The organism is Saccharicrinis carchari (assembly GCF_900182605.1).
GTDB classification, from domain to species: domain Bacteria; phylum Bacteroidota; class Bacteroidia; order Bacteroidales; family Marinilabiliaceae; genus Saccharicrinis; species Saccharicrinis carchari.
On the sequence record NZ_FXTB01000001.1, the window covers coordinates 140,178 to 160,232 of the forward strand.

The 20,055-nt window shown below is 44.1% G+C and carries 9 protein-coding genes; 4 read left to right on the top strand and 5 right to left on the bottom strand.

Features of this window, described 5'->3' with window-relative positions:
- Positions 1-114 precede the first annotated feature (114 nt).
- Positions 115-5,853, top strand: coding sequence for a hypothetical protein (locus FN809_RS00475; protein ID WP_142531518.1), 5,739 nt, complete (start codon positions 115-117; stop codon positions 5,851-5,853).
- 11 nt (positions 5,854-5,864) lie between these two features.
- Positions 5,865-7,736 (top strand): hypothetical protein, encoded by a 1,872-nt coding sequence (locus tag FN809_RS00480; RefSeq protein WP_142531519.1) that lies wholly within the window; start codon positions 5,865-5,867, stop codon positions 7,734-7,736.
- Positions 7,737-8,161: 425 nt separating this feature from the next.
- Here FN809_RS00480 and FN809_RS00485 read toward each other — a convergent pair whose 3' ends face one another.
- The 4 genes from FN809_RS00485 to FN809_RS00500 form a co-directional block, all read right to left on the bottom strand.
- Positions 8,162-8,908, bottom strand: coding sequence for a LytR/AlgR family response regulator transcription factor (locus FN809_RS00485; RefSeq protein WP_142531520.1), 747 nt, complete (start codon positions 8,906-8,908; stop codon positions 8,162-8,164).
- A 112-nt stretch (positions 8,909-9,020) separates the two neighbouring features.
- Positions 9,021-11,576, bottom strand: a complete 2,556-nt coding sequence (locus tag FN809_RS00490) for a sensor histidine kinase (RefSeq protein ID WP_142531521.1) — start codon at positions 11,574-11,576, stop codon at positions 9,021-9,023.
- A 264-nt stretch (positions 11,577-11,840) separates the two neighbouring features.
- A complete protein-coding gene (locus FN809_RS00495; protein WP_142531522.1) occupies positions 11,841-15,908 on the bottom strand; it encodes a chemotaxis protein CheB in 4,068 nt (1,355 codons plus the stop codon).
- Positions 15,909-16,892: 984 nt separating this feature from the next.
- On the bottom strand, positions 16,893-17,609 hold the full coding sequence (locus FN809_RS00500) for a superoxide dismutase (protein ID WP_142531523.1): 717 nt from the start codon (positions 17,607-17,609) through the stop codon (positions 16,893-16,895).
- A gap of 275 nt (positions 17,610-17,884) precedes the next feature.
- On the opposite strand from FN809_RS00500, the gene FN809_RS00505 reads away from it, so the two are divergent.
- Both FN809_RS00505 and FN809_RS00510 read left to right on the top strand, forming a co-directional pair.
- On the top strand, positions 17,885-18,652 hold the full coding sequence (locus tag FN809_RS00505; protein ID WP_142531524.1) for a 3'-5' exonuclease: 768 nt from the start codon (positions 17,885-17,887) through the stop codon (positions 18,650-18,652).
- Between the two features lie 10 nt (positions 18,653-18,662).
- Positions 18,663-19,277 (top strand): fumarylacetoacetate hydrolase family protein, encoded by a 615-nt coding sequence (locus FN809_RS00510; RefSeq protein WP_142531525.1) that lies wholly within the window; start codon positions 18,663-18,665, stop codon positions 19,275-19,277.
- A gap of 162 nt (positions 19,278-19,439) precedes the next feature.
- Here the strand turns inward: FN809_RS00510 and FN809_RS00515 are convergent, their stop codons facing one another.
- Complete coding sequence (locus FN809_RS00515) at positions 19,440-20,018, bottom strand: DNA-3-methyladenine glycosylase I (RefSeq protein ID WP_142531526.1); 579 nt, start codon at positions 20,016-20,018, stop codon at positions 19,440-19,442.
- Positions 20,019-20,055: the final 37 nt, after the last annotated feature.

The window sequence follows — 20,055 nt, forward strand, 5'->3', positions numbered from 1 at the left end:
TCGTATTTGAGCTTTATATTTCAGACCCTTTAGATTATTGACACAGACATATCATTGGATAAAAACTAAGCACTAATAGGTCAACCTAACCTCAATTCTATTAAATTTAATATTATGGCAGATTTCAATAAGGCACAGGAAGCTTTGAGAACAATTCAACAAAGAGTTGCACAGGAGCAAAAAAACATATTTCACGATAAGGAGAAGCTCAAGAAATTAGAGATTCAAAAGAAAAATGTTGTCCGTGTTTACACCGAGGAGAGCGGCCATTATAAAAAGATAGTGGCGGAAGAGCGAAACCTAAAGCGAAACATAGCGGGCAAACAGGCCGAATTAAACGCCATGCTTTCGGATAAGGTGGGCGCCATAAGAGAGTTCCAGGGTTTTACCGATCCTAGAAAAAACATCGGACTGTTAAACGACAGCACACCAATATTGATGTTTCCGGTGCGATTAGAGACGCGCTTTAAGACACTGGAAAGCAACGATGGCACTGCCTACCAGCTATGGGTGCGGATATTCCCCGATGAATGCTCCATCGACACCTTTGACGATACCCTTAGCGACAGCGAGGTGGAAAAAGCCAAAGAGTACTGGGCCAGTATCTGGGAAGCCGGAATCCCTGCCACCGAGCCAATCAATGAGTTTGTAAAAGACAAGCACCGTGGAGCCTGGCGTAAACTGATGGGCCACTTCAATGCCGGGAGGGCTTACTGGGTTAGCAATGCCTACAAGCCGGAGGACGAAGATATGCTGCCCACGCGCCAAAACGAATCGGATGTAATCCTGGTGATACCCACCTACGACCTGCCTTCGGAGGCAGAACAGAAGGCGCTGCAAAAATATTGGGGAACCTATTATCTGGCTAAGGGGAATGACGAAACTATCCAAAAGGCTTTTGACAACTTTATGGCCGAGACAGGCACAAGCGACGAGGTAGCCTCAAAGATACTTGGCAAATACACACCCTCAAACATCAAGCGGGAAGCTACGGTTGAGAAGCCCCTTGTGGTGGTTTCGTTCGTGGTTTTTAATGCGCCGCAGAACACCGACTCCAAGCTGAACGCCTGGACCCAGGCCGCCGAGGTGCGCACCTTTCCCGAAAGGTTTGTGCTACTGGGCTATCAAAACAACGACCTGGATGCGGAGATCAACCAATTGGGAAACCTGATACCCGACCCCATCATCGTGGGGCCCGACACGCGCGACGATATCGAGGAAGTACTGAGAGGGGTGCATGGCGAATCTTTTGACGAACTCAATGACGATGAAAAAGCAGTGAAATATATCGAATACCTATCGGAACAGGCCGAAACAAAATGGCTCTTCAATTTTAACGAAGCCGTAAATATGGGTCTGGGTTTCAAGGTGAACCTTACCCCAACACAGTTTAAACGAGGGTTCAGCCGGCTGTTTGTGATAGGCATCAAGATGCGTGCCGACAGCGACGAGGGGCAGCAATTGGTAGAGGAACTGTTTAAAAACCACCAGTTCGGCGACAACACTTTTTCGATCATCCCGCAGGGCACGCCGACCAACAATACCGAGGAAGAAGGCTCGGGCTATTCCGTAGAGGAAGATCCCGACGAGGCTTTTGACCGTTATTTTGAACAAGGCAAACCCGATGATCCCTACGAGCGCTCCACCCGGCGCGATGGCCGATGGCTGGCCAATATGCTGGGCATCGATGTTTATAATTCAGGATTAAATTTAGCCGAAAATTATTACCATACCGACCAGTGCGAGGCCGCAGCCATGCATACCGCATTGTGGAACGCCACCATCGGCTATTATATGGAAAGCATGCTTACCCCGGTAGCTTCCGATTGGGAGATAGACCGTCTGCGCTGGTTCCTGATCAATTACGTGAGCGGAAGGGGCAGGGTGCCCTCTATACGTATCGACGACCAGCCCTACGGCATTTTGCCGGCAACTACTTTTAGGAATTATAAGTTTATGGAGCAGCGAGAGGTGATTGGCCGCGCCTACTCCGATGACTACCCCAGCCTACTGAAGATTTATAAGGTATTGGAGATTGTAAAAAAAGATTGGGAAAAACATTTGGGCAAAGTGGCCCATGTGGGCAAAAAAGGCGATGCACACCAAATATTACTGCAAGCACTTGGTTTACATGCCACATCGGTAGAGTACGACCGACGCGTGGCCGATAACCTGTACGCCAACTTTAATGCCATGCTGATGCACGGCGTAGAACTCGACATTCAAAAGATAGAGGGGATATACAGGACATTTGGCCTACTTCAACTGCAGCACCTGGGTTACAACCATGATTATAAAAACAATCCAAGGATACCCATCCTTGAAAAATCATTTTTAGGCGATGCCCACGACCTGGACAAATTTGTGGTAGACGACACACCCTTCTCGGAGAAAAAACCGATACGTCCCTACACCGAAGACGATAAAAACTACATCTATTGGTTGATTGACAAAGCCCAAAACAACCATCGCGACATCAAAGACCAAAAAGGCTTTAAGGACAATAAGAAACCCATTGCCCTGCTTTACGACATGCTGCGCCATGCCATCAACCTGGAGTTCGGTAACACAGGTCTGCGACTTTACCAGAACGCACAATTGGTTACCCAGCAGGAGGCGGCCATGATGCGCTTGGACGCGGACTTTATCGGCATACAAGAAAATACCCGACTACTCGAAAGCAAGTGGGATATTATTTACCGAAAAGAACCCCGCGTAAACGACAATGGGCTGATGATTGCCGATCATATTTCCGAGCTGATAAAAACGGCCACGAGCGATCCTTCCGTACGTTATCTGCAAGAAGTTATGGCCGCATTGGAACACTTGAAAGATGTTCCCACTGCCCGCCTGGAACGCTGCTTTGCCGAACACCTGGACTGTTGCTACTACCGCCTGGACTCCTGGCTGATGGGATTTTTACATCTGCAACTGGAATACATGCGCTTTGGCGGCGAAAGCAATGAGTCGGACCCATCGGATGGTATCTATCTGGGTGCCTATGGCCTGGTCGAGAACCTGAGGCCGGAAAACAAGCAACTGGAACCAAAAACCATAGACGAGGACCTCGTAGATATATTCGACCCGGAAAGAAGAAACGACATCATGACCGACAGCAAAAACGCCGGCTATGTCCACGCCCCGTCCATCAACCATGGTTTAACGGCTGCTGTGTTGCGCAATGCCTATATCTCGGCGGCAACGCCTGCCAATGCAGAGACCTATAAGGTTAACCTCTCGTCGGAAAGGGTGCGTCTTGCCTTGAACATCATCGAGGGCATGCAACAGGGGCAATCGCTCGGCGCCCTGTTGGGCTACCATCTCGAAAGAGGCCTGCACGACAATAACGTAGAGGAGATGGATATCTTTATTTATGAATTGCGAAAGGTATTTTCCCTGAGCTCCAATAAGTTAAAGATAACAGCTATCAAGGTGGGTAAAACATCGTCCGACCCAAAAATCCAAAAACGCTATCAGGAAGAAGAAGCGGAGTTTGAAGAGGACAAGGCCATCACAAAGATTGAAGCCAACAATGTGGTTGACGGATTGGAGCTGTTGGAACATATCCGAACTTCAGGAAAAGCCACCTATCCCTTTGGTTTTGCAACGGGTACGGGTGCCGACAAATTGATGCAGGCCACCCCAAACCAAGCCAATGCCATCAATAAAGAGGTGCAGCGCATTATGAACATCCGCGATGCCGTGGCCGACCTGGCCATATCGGAAAGCGTACATCAGGTGGTGCAGGGCAATTACGACCGTGCCGCCGGAGCCTTGGATGCCTACAGCAAGGGCCATTATCCGCAACTGCCCCATGTTATCCAATCCAATGGCAGCGGGGTAAGCCTGACCAACCGTTTCGGGATACACCTTCCACCTTTAAGCGGTCCCGCAGGCACCGTAACGCCAAGAGGGATTACCGCCCCCAGGATAAATGCCTGGCTGAACACGATATTTCCCGATCGCAACCTAATTACCTGTGAGGTAGTTTATACCGTACCCAATTACGACGAAGGTCCCGCCAACACCCCTGTTTCGCAATATGCTTCGTTACAGGATATGGGCTTGATGCCCATTGATTTGCTTTATCTCGAAGGCATAGACAGCGACAAAAGCTTATCGGCCCTGGATGATTATATCCTAAAGTGGTTGTACGACGGCGCATCGGCCCCAACCCGATTGGATGCCCTGGTGGAGATCAACTACACCAAGCCCTCCACCGCAGCGGGTGCTTTCTCCTTTTTTGAGGTGTCCGCCATGATTGGCGATTTGCGCCAGTTGGTGGTTTCGGCGCGCCCCTTGAATGCGGCCGACATTACCTTACAAAACGAAGCGAAAAAGGATCAGGTCAGCACTTCGGTCATCGATCCGGCAAGGGTTAGTGATGCAGTTGCACCTTTGGTTGCAGCTAAGGACAGCCTGAAAACCAGCGTTCTGGATGAACTTTCGGCCTTGGTTGACGATGAAGATATGGAAGTGGGATTGGCCAATAGCAGCGCCATCCTGGCCGGGATAGACAGCGTATCCACTTCTTTTGTAAACACTACGGGCGACATCAGTCTGTTCGGCAAGCCTCAATCCGGATCGGGTTACGTGGCAGACCGCAAAGCGGCTATCTATTCAGGCCTGTACAAGAAAATACTGGAATACAAAGACACCTGGGACGAAAAAGTAATTCATTATACGGATTTGATGGACGTACAATTGCCGGCTGCCACTTCGGACGAGGCTCGCATTAATATTTTGCAGCTGGCCGAAGCGGCTATCAGCACCACCATTGATGTTACCTTTACGGATGTGGTAGGATTGACTGCCATTGTGGTGGCGAAGAAAGCACTATTTGATGCCAAACATACCGAAATAGTAAATTATTTGGCTGCTGACCATGTAGCACTGAACACCCTTTTTGCAGCAACGGACACCTTGCTTTTGGGCTTGGGCGATTTTGACGTTCAGGCGCCCAACACCGGAGACGACATAAAACAAATTGTGGTACTGGCCGAGGATATTCAAAAGCAAGCCGAGAAGCTATACGATCAGCTCACAAAAAATATCGACGATGTGAATCAATTGATAACAGATGCCAATATCTCCGCCGATGCTAAAGCTAAAGTGAAGCTATTGACCCAGGCGGCCAAGTTACTGTTCAGCGAAGACTTTCAGGTATTGCCGGAATTTACCTTCAATGATGAACAGGCGGGCGAACTGCAAAACTGCATCAACGATCAGGCGCAATTGTTACACTATCAAACGAACGACAAGGGCGAGGACTTCCCTGTTGACAATTGGTTGTACGGCATTGCCCGTGTACGCGAAAAGCTGGGCTCCTGGGAAAATACGGTGCAGTTGTTCGAGGCCTTCAAGCCCGGATCACCTACCCTGGACCTGCTGCCCATCCAATTGCCTTACCAGGAAAACGATACCTGGCTGGCCGTATCCTATCCCGAAAGTTACGTGATAGAAAGCGACAAATTGATTTACACCGCCTATAACCCCGGTTTTAACCCGACCCAAGCGCAGTGCGGCCTATTGGTGGACGAATGGACCGAGGTGATACCGGCCAAAAAGGAAACCACGGGCATGACCTTCCACTACGATCGGCCCAATTGCGAACCACCGCAAACCATGCTTTTGATGACCCCTTCGGAGTTTACAGGACATTGGAAGTGGAATGACATCGTGAATACCCTGCACGACACCCTGGAGATGGCTCAGATCCGGGCTGTTGAACCCGACCATATCGATGAAACAGGATATGCCAAGTTCCTGCCGGCCACAGTGGCGTCGGTTACATCGCGTCCGGTAACCATGGCTTTAAACTATTTAGCAACGGCAATTACTATTAATCAATAAAACACGACATCATGGCTTTATTAAACCGTGTACAAGCATATTACCCAACGGTTACCCTCTGGAACCGATTGGAAGGAAGGCCCCGCAGCGAGAATTTCGAGCGGGCTGTAAAGGCGCAGGTGCGTGATGCCTTATGGATGCTGTCGAAGCAATGGCAGATGGGCGAGTTTATTGGCGACGATGCCGGATCGCCCGTGTTGGCCAAAGCCCACATGGAAACCACGCGCCTTACCAAATACAAAGGGGGCAGTGCCGATGCCGAAGCCTTGGAACAGGAAATTCCGCTGGAAGTAAAGGTGGAACACCAAGCCATTGCTTTTAAACAGGGCAACACAGAGATTTCGCTGGACATCCGCTTGCTGATGGGGCGGCAATGGCTCAAATGGGCAACGGCCATAGACCCTGCATACCGACAAGCTTATATCGACAAATATGGCATACGTAACAACGTGCAACCCGACCCCGACGCGGAAGCTGATGCCACGATATGCGCCCATCGTAAAGTGTGGCAGCAATTTGCAGCGGTAACGGGGCGAAGAATGGACGGCTACCGGTTGTATGTCTATCTGAAGGAAAATGCCACACCTGCCCATAAAGCTTCTGACGGTATTACACTGGCCAATACACAAACAAAAAAAGATGTGCTGGACGGGCTCGGGGCAAAATTTATTGCCTGGTACGAAAAACTGTATTACCAGCCCAACGAAGTCAGGAAAAACGAATCGTGGAAACCCAATTATCTCGAGCACCAGTTTGCTGTTTCGGCCCCACAAAAAGGAAAAGAAAAAGTACTGACGGCCGAAGAATATTATCACGGCCATCTGGATTGGTACAACCTGGATATCGACCAGGGGGATGACGAACTAGAAACTGGCACCCCTCCCCAGGACGTAGAGGACAAAATAACCCATGCTTTTGTGCCTACCTCGGTTACTTTTGGGGGCATGCCACATCCCCGTTGGTGGACTTTTGAAAACTGGAAAACCAACCTGGGGTTCGTGAACCCCGACACCACCGACCTGAACAAATTGCTCTTGCTCGATTTCTTTTTGACCTACAGCAACGATTGGTTTATCGTCCCTTTTACCTTGCCCGTAGGCAGTCTGGCCAAAATTAGAGGCCTAACGGTGACCAACGTGTTTAACGAAAAAATATGGGTGGAGGCCGCCGGAAGGGGCGACGACGAAAACTGGCAGCGTTGGAACATGTTTAACCTGAATGTAAAAGGAACGGACCACGTACCGGCCGACCTGGGTGCCGTGGTGCTCCCTACCTCCCGCAAGGTGCAGGAAGGCAAACCCTTGGAAGAGATATTCTTGCTCAGGGATGAGATTGCCAATATGGTTTGGGGCGTAGAGTCCGTTGTGCCTTTGCCCACCGGGAAAGGCCATAGGGGCAAGGAAGTGGGTTACGAACTGAAAGCCAAGTTGCAGCAATTGATAGGCGATGTTGTCCCGCCGGATACTTTGACCGACAACCTGGCCAAAATCAGATTCCGGGTAGTCAACAGCGTGCCCGAAAACTGGATACCCTTTATGCCGGTGCATATAGATGGACAGAAACGGCAGATACAACTGCAAAGGGCAGCCATGCCGCGCATACTCGAAAACGACGACAGGGTACCCAAAAAGGTGGAGCCCAAGACTTCGCTGTTGCGCCATGGGCTGGAGAAAAGCCCCAAAGAAACCTACCGTTTGAATGAGAACGAAGTAGGCCGCTCCGGAACCCGTATTAAAAAGAATTTTCAGCGCACCCGCTGGCACAACGGCGAAGTGTATAACTGGGTGGGTATCAAAAAAGAAAACGGACGCGGCGAAGGCAGCAGCGGCCTGGCCTTTGACCAACTGATACCGAATAAGAATAGGTTGGCGGATGACGGGTAGTTGTACGGCATTGGCACATTGCGCTTATCCGATAGCAGATAGTTTTTAGCTAATGGCAATTGGCTGCCATCCAACTTCCCTATCTAAACCGCATTGGTTAGGCTTGTGTAAGTTTATCAAATGTATAACGTGGCTTGTTTGCCACCAACGGGGGATGGGAATTAAATTAGGTTTGTTTTACAATAGCGTGTTTTGAGAGGCAAGTTCTTATAACCACCCCGGCTTCTATTTCGTACCTCATAGAACCACCCCGCCTTTTTTAAGGCGGAGAGTCGGTGTAACAGGCACTTTTTATTGGTTCAAATTTAAAACCGCTGTACATAGCTCTTTGATTTTTAGGGTAGGCAGAAATAAACCTTAACCCCTTATCCGACGCATGACGCCTGCTTGTGAGCAAACAGGAATAAACTTTTGTCCTTTAAACTTTAAACTCCCTTCAATCGCCCCATCACCATTTCGCGGCGTTGGCGGGAAATGCTTACCGAAGTGCCGTCTTTCATTTTTAGGTAGCCGCCATCGGTTTTTACGTAGGCCTTTATTTCGTCGATGCTGACAAGGTGCGATTGGTGCACGCGCAAAAAGTTATGCTCGCTAAGGAGTTCGTCGAATTCTTTTAAGGCTTTGCATACCAAATACTTTTCGCCCGACTTTAAGTGCACATGGGTATAGTTTCCTTCGCCCATACACCTGGAAATTTGGCTTATGTCCACAAACTCCATTTTATCGGCCAGCGGCAATACCATCTTTTTGCTGGGCGCGGATAGATTTTCCAACAGCAGGTGCATCCTCCGGTTCTCCGTTTTTTCAGCTTGCCGCTCCTTAAAGCGTACAACAGCTTTTACCAGTTCGCTTATATTTACGGGTTTCAGGATGTAGTCGAGCGCACAAAACTTAATGGCTTTGAGCGCATATCTGTCGAATGCCGTCACAAAAATCACTTCAAAATCTTTGGATGGCAGCATTTCCAACAAATCGAAACCTGTACCTTCCGTTAATTCGATGTCCAAAAAAATCAGGTCGGGTTTGTGGCTCATTATCATCTCAACGGCCGGGGCTATGTTGTTTACACTCGCCAGAACCTCTACTTGCGGACAATATTTTGCCAACAGCTTTTCCAGGTTTTCGCAATTGCCCTGCTCGTCGTCGATTAGGATGGTTTTTATTCTTTTCACATGTTTAAATTTAGCAAAACCCTTATAGCCAGTACAAATTACAACGACACTCCTATATGCCCAATTATATGCCCTGGCCCCCGCTAAGTCGGGGCAGGCTATGCGGTTTCATTTACACCGGTATTTCAATTTTTACCAACGTGCCTTTCCCTCCCGTTTCTTTGCGGTCGGCAATATGCAAGGTAAGCGGTTCGGCGCTTTGCGAATTTACTATTTTAATTCGTTCCCTAACCATTTTTATGGCTTTGCCGTTTCCGTTGCGCTGCGCCCTGCGCATGGAGATGCCCATCCCGTCGTCGGTAATTTCGCAAACTATCTTTGAGGCATCTTTTTTAAGTGCCACCTCTATAAAACCGCCTTTTTGAGGCGCCATACCATGAACCACCGCATTCTCCACAAAGGGCTGAAGCAGCATGGCCGGGATTTCCTCTTCCGCAGGGCTTATGGATTCATCGATATGGATTTCGTACTCGAATGGCGTTCGCAATTGCTCCAGATCCAGATACGATGTTATCAGTTGCAACTCCTCCTCAAGGGGCACCAACTGCTTTTCGGAGTTATTAAGCACCAGCCGCATCATCTCGGCAAACTCCGACAGGTAAATGTTGGCGCCCTCTATCTTGTTGCTGTTTACCAGATTTTGGATAGAGTTAAGCGAATTAAAAATAAAATGTGGGTTCATCTGCGAACGGATGGCGCGCACCTCCATCTCCGAAAGCCTCCGCTTGACCGCCTCGCGCCTGGCTATTTGTTTGGTGCGGATGCGGATGATAAGCCATGAGAGCAGGCCAAAGCCAATTAGACTTGTTAGTACAATTAGCAAAAGCCGACGGGTGTCGGCTTTTGAAAAAGGCTTGCTTTCTTCTGATCTTAAAATTTGTCTTATGTATTCTGGCAACTCATACGCTTCGGCAAAAGGAATAATGATAGTATTGTCAGGGGCAATTATCTGAATATTGCGTTGCTCATCAAAAAAAATACGCCTATCGTGTTCAATAAACTCCTCGTTTAATCGCACTACTTTAATTTCAACTCCTCTTTCCTTGTATTCATTGGGAATCTTTATTTCTTGCGAAGTAAAAATAAATAATTCAAATTTATCTTCCGCTTTCATCATTTTAATGTAAGTGGTAACATCGCGGATTACTGAATTCAAAACCGGTACCCCAATCTGACCATCATACAATTTTATCACTTTGTATATACCGTTTTTCTTCTTGAACGCATCAGTTTTTGTAAAATTCAAACCTAAATCACCCAATTCCGCTCCGGGTTGAATGGATTCTATTTTTTCAAAAACATCTTCAAAGCTCTTCGATAAAGCAGGGGAATTAAAATTATCCCTAAAATCGTTTATCTCTCCCTGAATTTCTGCCAAACTTTTACTCTTTAATAAATCAAGCAGCGTTTGGTGCAATATAAAGTATCGAGGATAACCATCCAGACTATATCGTGCGAACCAATAATAATCCCTAATCCAGAATGCAAGTGGCGTGCTTGCCTGATAGTTTTTAACCGACTTGTAAAATTCACCACTTAGGTACTCCTCATAATTTTCGAGATGAAACACATAATCGAACTGCGGTTTAAGCTGATCAAGAATACCGCTTACAAAAGGCTCATCCCTACCGATCTCAACTCTTTCAAAGTTTCCTGTCTGGACCCTTGTCTTTTTATTGTAACGATTAATGATGGATGCCGCCCAATATTGAATATCCAGATCAGCTTCATAAGCCACTTTTGCCGACATGGATGTTTTATGCTGCTCCAAGAGTTTAGTTCTTTTTTGATATTGGTCAGAGAGCCAAACTAAAAAATCGTCTTTCGGAAAAGTTTTATAATGCGGCCAGTTATCATCATTCACCAAATGATAAAAATCATCATTCAAGCCAGAGTTGGTATGTAACGCATGATAATAAAGCGTATCACCGGGAAAACTTATTCCATCTGATATTTCGCCTGGCGATTTAACAACTTTAACTTGCTTATTCTCAGCTTTATTTCCTGTTAAAGAGGTGTTTATTTTAGTGCTAACAAACTCCTCCCAATAGTTTTCGCTCGGGTTGATTTTACCATTCGTGGGAGGTAACATGTTAATGCCTTTGGTTTGCCATGCTGCAATAAAATTTTTAAGCAATGTTACCACCTCATCATACTCGATAGTTCTTTTATGTGTTGATTCTCCAACTACCCCAAAATCTTTATCCTCGAATTTTTGTCGTTCGGCATATCCTAATGATTGGGCAGGAGTTTCTCCTACAAATTGATAATCCGTGGGAGTAAGATTCAGATTAAGCGAAAACTGATTTTCAGATTTAAGCCCCGAGGCAATACTTAGTTCCGGATAATACGAATCGTAATAGGCCAGATTAAAAGCCAGAATATAAAAACGTTCAAAGTCAACCTTTAAATTAACCGTCTGTGGCGTAGTACCAAGTACTTCAATGCGAAAGATCAGTTTCTTATAAAACGACTCCATGTTGCTCGTGTCCTGAGCATGAGTCGAATTAAAAGGTTCAAGCGTGTTCTTTTTGGCAATTTCCTTTTCGTTAAAATGCGAGAACGCCAGTTCAAACTTGTCGCCAACTTTTAAGGTATCGGATGAATTAATGCTAAACACAGATTGGATGATTGATAAAAACAGGATTACTGTTGCGATTTGCTTCATGGTGCGAATTTAGTTAGTTAATTATTTGGATGAAACAAATATGGGCAGGTAAAATGATATTAAGGGCTCGCACCTCAAATGCAGGGTGTGGGATTTAAAATACGACAAGTATGGTTGGAAATTTGGGAAAGGATATTCGTCCTCGCTATGCGCCAGCCTGTATTTCGAGAGAATAGCAGATAGTCGCTCAATAACTATTAGCTTTAATTCACATAATGCAAATTAAAGCTACGCTACGGCTGACGGATAGCTAATGGCTGATGACTACGCCTTTTTGATGGGAATGCTAAACGAAAATTCGCTTCCTACGCCCAATTGTGATTTTACGGTAATGTCGCCGCCCAATAGTTTAACAATACCTCGGCAAATAGCCAATCCCAAACCGGTTCCACCGGCCGTTGTATTGCCATTATAATTCACTTGCTTAAAGCGTTCAAATATCTCCTCAATCTTATCGCGATCGATACCTATGCCTTCGTCTTTCACAAAAAAATCAAGATGATCGTTGTTTACTTTGTACCCAAATTCGATTGTTCCTTTTTTCGAAAATTTTAAGGCGTTGTTTAGCAGATTACTTATTACTTGTCTCAGGCGGGATTTGTCGGTAACCATTACAAAACCTTCATGTTGTTTCGGTATGATTGCTTTGAATTTAATGTTTGAATTGTCGTTTGTTCTTATCTCGTTATAGCTCAACTCTAAATCGCTTATCATTTTTGCGGGGTTTACCGTGTCATTTGTTATTCTCAGTTCACCCGATTCTATTTTTGCCACATCTAATATATCATCTATAAGACTGAGCAGCTGCATTGAATTACTATCAATAATATCCAGGTATCTGTGCCTTTCATCGTCCGACAGATCGTCGCTTTTCAGCAGTTCGGCAAAACCAAGTACGCCATTCATTGGTGTTCTTATCTCGTGGCTCATATTGGCCAAAAAGTAATTTTTATGGATGTTGGCCACCTCGGCATTTTTTTTGGCCTCAACGAGTTCTTGTTCTATTGTTTTCCGTTCGGTAATATCCTGGGCTGCCCCCCTCACGGCTATAGTTTTCCCATTTTTATCCTTAACTACTTCGCCCCTTGCCCATAGCCATCCCTTGCTGCAATTCTTTTTTACCATCTCAAGCTCCAGTTCGTAAGGCGTGCCGGTTTCAATGGTATTTTCAAGCTTGCCCATAAGGGTTTTCCAACTTTCCGGTGTAAACAGTTTTCCCTGCTCCGCCAAATTAGGTACGGGTTGCCCGGGAGTGAAGCCATACATTTTTCTCAACTCATCAGTCCAGGTTACTTCCTCCGTTTCAATATCCAGGTACCAACTGCCTGTATGGGTTATTGTTTGCACCCGTTTTAGTTCGGCCTCACTTTTTCTCAGTGCCTTTTCCTTCAATTTCAGCTCTGTAACATCGGCAAAGGTAGCGGCGAACTCGCCCGGTCGGGGGCAAAATACATGTATATAAAAATATTTTTCGGGCGAAATGAAATCACTTTCTATAAATTGTTCTTTTCCTGTGAATGCTGTTTGTCCGAACTTCTCAATCCAATTTTGGGAATTATTCGTAATGTCGGGCTGTATTTTTGTAACCCTTTTTCCCACGATGTCTTCGGCCTTGCACCCAATTTGTGCTTCAAAGGCACGGTTTAAGGTAATGTATTCCCAATCCACCGCTTTGCCATTGCTGTCGGTAATTATTTTTGCATGGACGAAGCCTTCGCTCATGTTGTTAAACAGGTTGCGGTAGGTGTTCTCGGCTTTAATTAATTCGCTTTCCGTTTTTTTCAATTGGTTGATATTAACCAGGGTAATCACCACGCCATCAATTGTTTTATTTAAAGTAATAAAGGGGCTTACTCTCTTTAGATAATAATTACCTTGCTTATCTTGAATTTCCTTTTCGATGCTCGTCAACTTTTTGAGCACCGTTAAGCAGTCCTCAAATATGGAAACCCTTACCTCCTCGCTAAAATTGGAGGCAAAGCTTGAGATAGGCCTTCCGTAATCGGTCTCTTTCAGATTGAAGTGCTGCTGCAAGGAAGGCGTGAATTTACGGATATGTAAATCTCCGTCCAAAAACAGGGTGCCTATATCCGTACTGTCCAACAAATTGGTCATATCATTGTTGAGGTTGATCAGCTCCTTATTTTTATTTTGGAGTTCGGAGTTCACGGTATATAATTCTTCATTTACCGATTGGAGTTCCTCGTTGGTGCTTTGGAGTTCCTCGTTGGAGGCCATCAGCTCCTCATTGGACGACTGCAATTCCTCGTTGCTTGTCTCCAGCTCTTCAACGGTATTTTGCAGTTCCATTTTAACTTCTTTGAGCTCCGTTTCCAGCTCTTCTAACCTATGCTTCGACGATTCTTCTATGTCCGTATTGTTAAGTATCCTTACCTTATCCGATTCCAATTGTTTTTCTTCGCCGAACAAGATCAGGTAGGTATCCTTTAATTCGCCTTCTGGGTTAGGCTTATGGATGGTGAGGTCAAAAGTGGAAAGTTCATTGTTGGTATCCCTTAAAATATTTTTTATCAACAACTCCTGGTCGTTTTCCCCCAGCTTTCGCACCCCCCGTCGCAGGGCTGAAGCTATTTGGGGGGGCAACATTTTAAGCAGGTTCCTCTCAAAAACCCCTTCGTTGTGCGACAGGCGCTTTCCGGCATCTCCTTTTATAAAAAGGATATCGAAATTTTTATCGATAAAAATGGAGGCAGGGCTATACTTTTTACTTAAATAATTGTGGAAGACCGTTTCGGGATTTTCTTTGTACTTATACTCAAACTTACCAATTGCGTTTGGCGTATTTTTATAGGAGACGTTAGAAATACTCGTCTCAAAATCGTTCTGCGAAGGCAGTTGGTGCGTAGGGGAAATATTTTGGTAAATTTTCCATTTAACATCTAAAACCTCAAAATACTTGGCCACATCGCCCAAACTTTCGCTGTTGCCCAAAAACAGATATCCATATTGGTTTAGAGCGAACTGAAATTTGAGCAGCGTTTTGCGTTGTATTTTATGGTCGAAATAGATGAGCATGTTTCGGCACGAGATTAAATCCATGCGTATAAAGGGCGGATCCTTGAAAACGTTATGCATAGAGAACACAATCTTTTCGCGTATTCGCTTAATAATTTGTATCTTATCTCCTGATTTTACAAAATACTTATCGATATATTCCTTTTTAATTTCATTTATCGTATTGTATTGGTACAATCCCAAGCCGGCTTTGCCTATGGCGATTGAATCGATGTCGGTAGCAAATATTTTATAGTCCAGGTTAAGTTTGGCCGAACGGATATGATCATCCACCAGCATGGCAATGGAATACACCTCCTCGCCCGTGGAACAAGCCGGCACCCAAATCCTCACGATTTCCGCTTTGTTTTTGGCCTTACAAATGGCCGGGATTATATGTTCCTCCAATTCCTTAAACGCTTCGGGATCTCTGAAAAAGCGCGTAACGCCAATCAAAAAGTCTTCCTTTAAGGCTTGCTTCTCCGCATCTTTTTGCAGCAACAGATTGGTGTAGTCGTACAAATGTTCGATGTTGTGGATATTCATCCGCTTTTCGATGCGGCGCAAGAGGGTGTTTTTTTTATACTCGCGAAAGTCGATACCCGAATACTGAAAAACAATCTGCAATATATTATTTATCAATGATTCGGCAGAACCTTCTGCATCGGTATTGAAATTGACATGAGGCCGGTTGGTGGGTATCTTGCTGAATTTTTCGGCAATATATTTGGGTGTCATAATAAAATCGACCAGGTTGGTTGAAATAGCAGAATGGGGCATGCCGTCGAATTGCGCAGACGCGGGATCTTGAACCATAATGATGCCTCCCCCTTCTTTTATGGTTCGGATGCCCCGGGAACCATCCGAGCCGGTGCCCGAAAGGATGACACCAATGCATTTTTCCTTGTATTCCTCGCCCAAGGTGTGAAAGAAGATATCAATGGGCAGATTGAGATTGTGCTTGGGTCCTTTATCCAGCAGGTACAGTTTTTTGCCTTTTATATGCAAATTTTTATGACGTTGGTTTAAATAAATACAATTGGGCTGGATAGTCTGCTTGTCCTCGGCCGTAAAAATTTGCATTTCGGTGTGCTTGGCCAACAACTCCGGCATCAAGCTTTTAAAATCGGGCGACAAATGCTGAATGATAACAAAGGCCATCCCCGTATCCGCGGGTATGTTGTCGAACAATTGCTGAATGGCTTCAAGGCCGCCGGCCGAAGCACCTATGCCCACCACATAAAAGTCCTGGCTTGTTGGTTCATGGTCTTTTGTTGGTTTCACTCTCTTTTTAGTCTCTTTTTTGTTTATCTTCATAACATACAATTTATTACTACCACTAATTAACCCAACTTACCTTTACTTATAGCTATTTAACGGCCAGCTTAAAGAATTAATAGCTTATAAAATATTACATAAAAACAATTTCTCTTTAAAAAAAGTTTAAGTTTTTCCATAGTATTTTATGTGCAGACAAACATAAGTAATCTATAAATAATGTCAATATAGGATGGGTAATAGGGTAATAAAGCAAACACAACAACTGACATGTGATGCGTCAAGTTCTGTTGGGTTCATGATGTCAGCATCTTAGTTTAACTTTAAAATATAAATGGTTTTAAATAGGATGCCAAGGATACAAACGACATGCCATATGAATTTACCCTATACGTTTATGAAAAGTGTAATGAGCTACAATATTTGAATAAGTTGTAGAAATTGCAAGGAGCCAACGTTCATTGATCAGAAAGTTATGATATTATAGCTATATGCTCAATCGTAATGAAAGCCAAACAATAGAGAAATAGCACCACAGGAATACATCTGGCTGCTTTTACTAATGCTTTTCTACCTTACGGATACCCCTGTCTTTATTGTGTTGAATAAGCTAACTAAGGTTTCTTCCGGTTTGCTTGAGTTGATTTATTGGAACATCAAACAGAGGATTGTTGTTTAAATCAGCGTAAGATAGCCTCTTTTAAGCCACCCAAATCCTGAAAATCTTGAACCAATTAACGCTTTTTAGTATTAGTAAGGTATATAGCAACGAATTTCAACGGCGGATGGTTTGTGTATAAAAGCATTACCGCCTTTATGTCAGCCAGTGACAGTGATTTTCAACTGGCTGATATAAAAAGCGGATATTCAGTACTATGGTTTAATTGGGAGTCAAAAAAGGGGGTTATTCATGCTTACGGTGAGCCGGGCACCGCTTTATGTTTAGTCACCTCAGTCCCTGTCTGCATAAAGCATATAGTTATTCCTTGGGTAGATTTGAGCGGTTGCTTTATCTTGTCAGAACTACATTTTAATGGCGTGATGGTATCTTTCGTTCACCTCGTTCCAGTTTACCACGTTCCAAAAAGCATTAATATAATCACCTCTTTTGTTTTGATATTTTAAATAGTAGGCATGTTCCCACACATCCAGCGCAAGTAATGGTACCCCTTTGATATCCACATCGGGCATCCATGGGTTATCCTGGTTGGCTGTATTTCCTACTTCCAATTTTTTGTTGCTGTTTAACACCAGCCAAGCCCATCCGCTGCCAAACTGTGTTTTAGCTTGTTGGTTAAATGCTGTCTTAAAATTATCCATCGAACCAAACTCCTTTTCTATTGCCTTAAGCAATACCGGACTGGCATCGCCACCTTTAGGGCTCATGTTGTTCCAAAAAAGCGAATGGTTGTAATATCCACCACCATTGTTACGTACATTATCATCGTACTTGCTTATGTTTTTAAAAATTTTAGGCATTTCGGTTTTTTCCAGATCGCTGCCTTTGATGGCTGCCATAAACTTGTTATAGTAACCTTGATGATGCTTGCTGTAATGGAGCTCCATGGTTTGCGCATCAATGTATGGTTCCAGTGCATTGTAAGCATAAGGCAGCTCATTAAATACATGGCCTGCAAAGGGTTTGGATTTGCTGCTATTTTGGCAACTTAATAAAGAAGGTGCAATTGTACCGGCTAAAGCAACCATGCCTGCGGTTCTGATAAAGTTTCTTCGTTCCATAATTTTTTTGTTTACTTTACTGAAACATCGAAGCAGAACAAATGGTTCACTAAATCGAGAAAATGGATATTGTAAAATTGATGCCCGATCTTTAACGAGGAGTACAATCAAATTCAATAGCCATAAAAGAAACCATTGAATAGTTGTAATAAAGCACATTTACCTTATTTTTGTGCCTTGTATAATACGAAGAGTACATTGTTGTATTACTAATTTGAAAGCCATTAATGTACCCTCTCATAAACTATTATTCTCCTACTATCTAATATAAAAAAATGAAGCTTAACTTAAAGAACCCGATTGTATTTTTTGATTTAGAAACCACAGGTATTAATGTTGCAACCGACAGGATAGTTGAGTTGGCGGCTATAAAAATAAACCTCGACGGCTCGGAAGAAACGCAACGATATTTGATCAATCCGGAAATGCACATTCCAAAAAAGACATCGGAGATACATGGCTATTACGATGAAGACGTGAAGGATTGCCCTACTTTTAAATCGGTGGCCAAAAAAGTTGCTAAGTTTATCGAAGGGTGCGATTTGGGAGGATACAACTCCAATAAGTTTGATATTCCCCTGTTGGCTGAAGAGTTTATAAGAGCAGGGGTAGATATTGATATGAAAAAACGAAAGTTTATAGATGTACAAACCATTTTTCATAAAAAGGAAAAACGAACTTTAGAAGCTGCGTATAAATTTTATTGCGATAAAAATTTGGATGATGCCCATAGTGCCATAGCCGACACCCGTGCTACTTACGAGGTGCTTTTGGCTCAACTCGAGCGTTATCCCGACTTAAAAAACGATGTAGCCTACCTGGCCGAATTTTCGGCTTATACCAAACATGCCGATTTTGCCGGTCGTCTGGTGTACGATGAGGATGGTGATGAGTGCATTAATTTTGGTAAGCATAAGGGCCGAAAAGTAAAGGATATATTAGATACAGATCCCGGTTATTATGGATGGATTATGCAGGGCGATTTTCCTTTGTATACCAAAAAGGTGATTACCAATATTAAATTAAGAGCTTTTAGTAAGTAGTAGGTTTAAAATGAAGATAATTTGTATAGGTCGTAATTATGTCGATCATGCCAGAGAGTTGGGGAACGAAATACCCGAAGAACCGGTAATTTTTTTAAAGCCCGAAACAGCCCTGTTACGTAATAACGAACCCTTTTTTGTACCTGATTTTGCCGAGGAGTTTCATTACGAAACAGAGATGGTTGTAAAAATTAACCGTGTGGGTAAGAGTATAGCAGCAAATTTTGCCCATAGGTATTATGAGGAAATAGGTATGGGCATAGATTTTACTGCCCGTGATTTGCAAAGCAAGCTTAAAGCTAAAGGTTTGCCATGGGAGCGCGCCAAAGCTTTTGATCGATCGGCAGGGCTTTCGAAGCGTTTTATCCCGAAACAGCGATTCAAAGATATTCAAAATATAAACTTTACCTTATTGGTCAACGGTGAGGTGAGGCAAAAAGGTTTTACGGGCGATATGCTTTTTAAAGTGGACGATATTGTAGCCTATGTTTCTAAATATTTTACTTTAAAGATAGGCGATTTAATTTATACCGGAACTCCACAAGGAGTGGGTAAAGTAAACATTGGAGAACGCTTTGAGGTGTTTTTGGAAAATGAAAAGATGATGGATTTTTTGATAAAATAAGAGAGGGAAAGAGATTGCATGATAAATAAAATTGGTGAAGCAGTGCTTATCTATCGAGGCTCTCTTGCTCTTCCCTTTTCTTGAAGGATGGGGTAAATAATCTCCCTATTACAGGCGCGTGTTTTTTTATACGTATACGGAGCCACAAACTAAAGAATACCTCTAATAAAAAGCCATCACTTCTTTATGTCGCCTGCAATTTACAAGATGGTCGTTTACCAAGCCTGCGGCCTGCATAAAAGCATAAATAATGGTAGGGCCAACAAATTTGAAACCGCGTTTTTTTAAGTCTTTGCTTAGTGCTTCGGCCTGAGGATTAGTGGCAGGTATTTCACCCATCGTTTTATAATTATTTACCATGGGTGTATTGCCCACAAAAGCCCAAAGATAGGTGTCAAATGAGCCAAACTCTTCTCTTATTTTAATAAACGCTTTCGCATTGGTAATGGCCGCCTTAACTTTAAGTTTATTACGGATAATACCCTTGTTTTGCAATAGTTCTAATTCTTTGGGTTCATCATATTGGGCTACTTTTTTCCAGTTGAAACCATCAAAAGCCATCCGGAAATTATCGCGTTTATTTAATATAGTGCTCCATGATAAGCCTGCTTGAAATGCATCCAGAATCAGGAATTCAAATAATTTTCGGTCGTCATGCACCGGCACAGCCCACTCGTGGTTATGGTAGTGTAGCATCGCCTTCGAGGTCAATGCCCAGTTGCACGTATTGTTATCGTCCATAGTACAATATAAAACCAAGCACAGAAAAGGCTTGGTT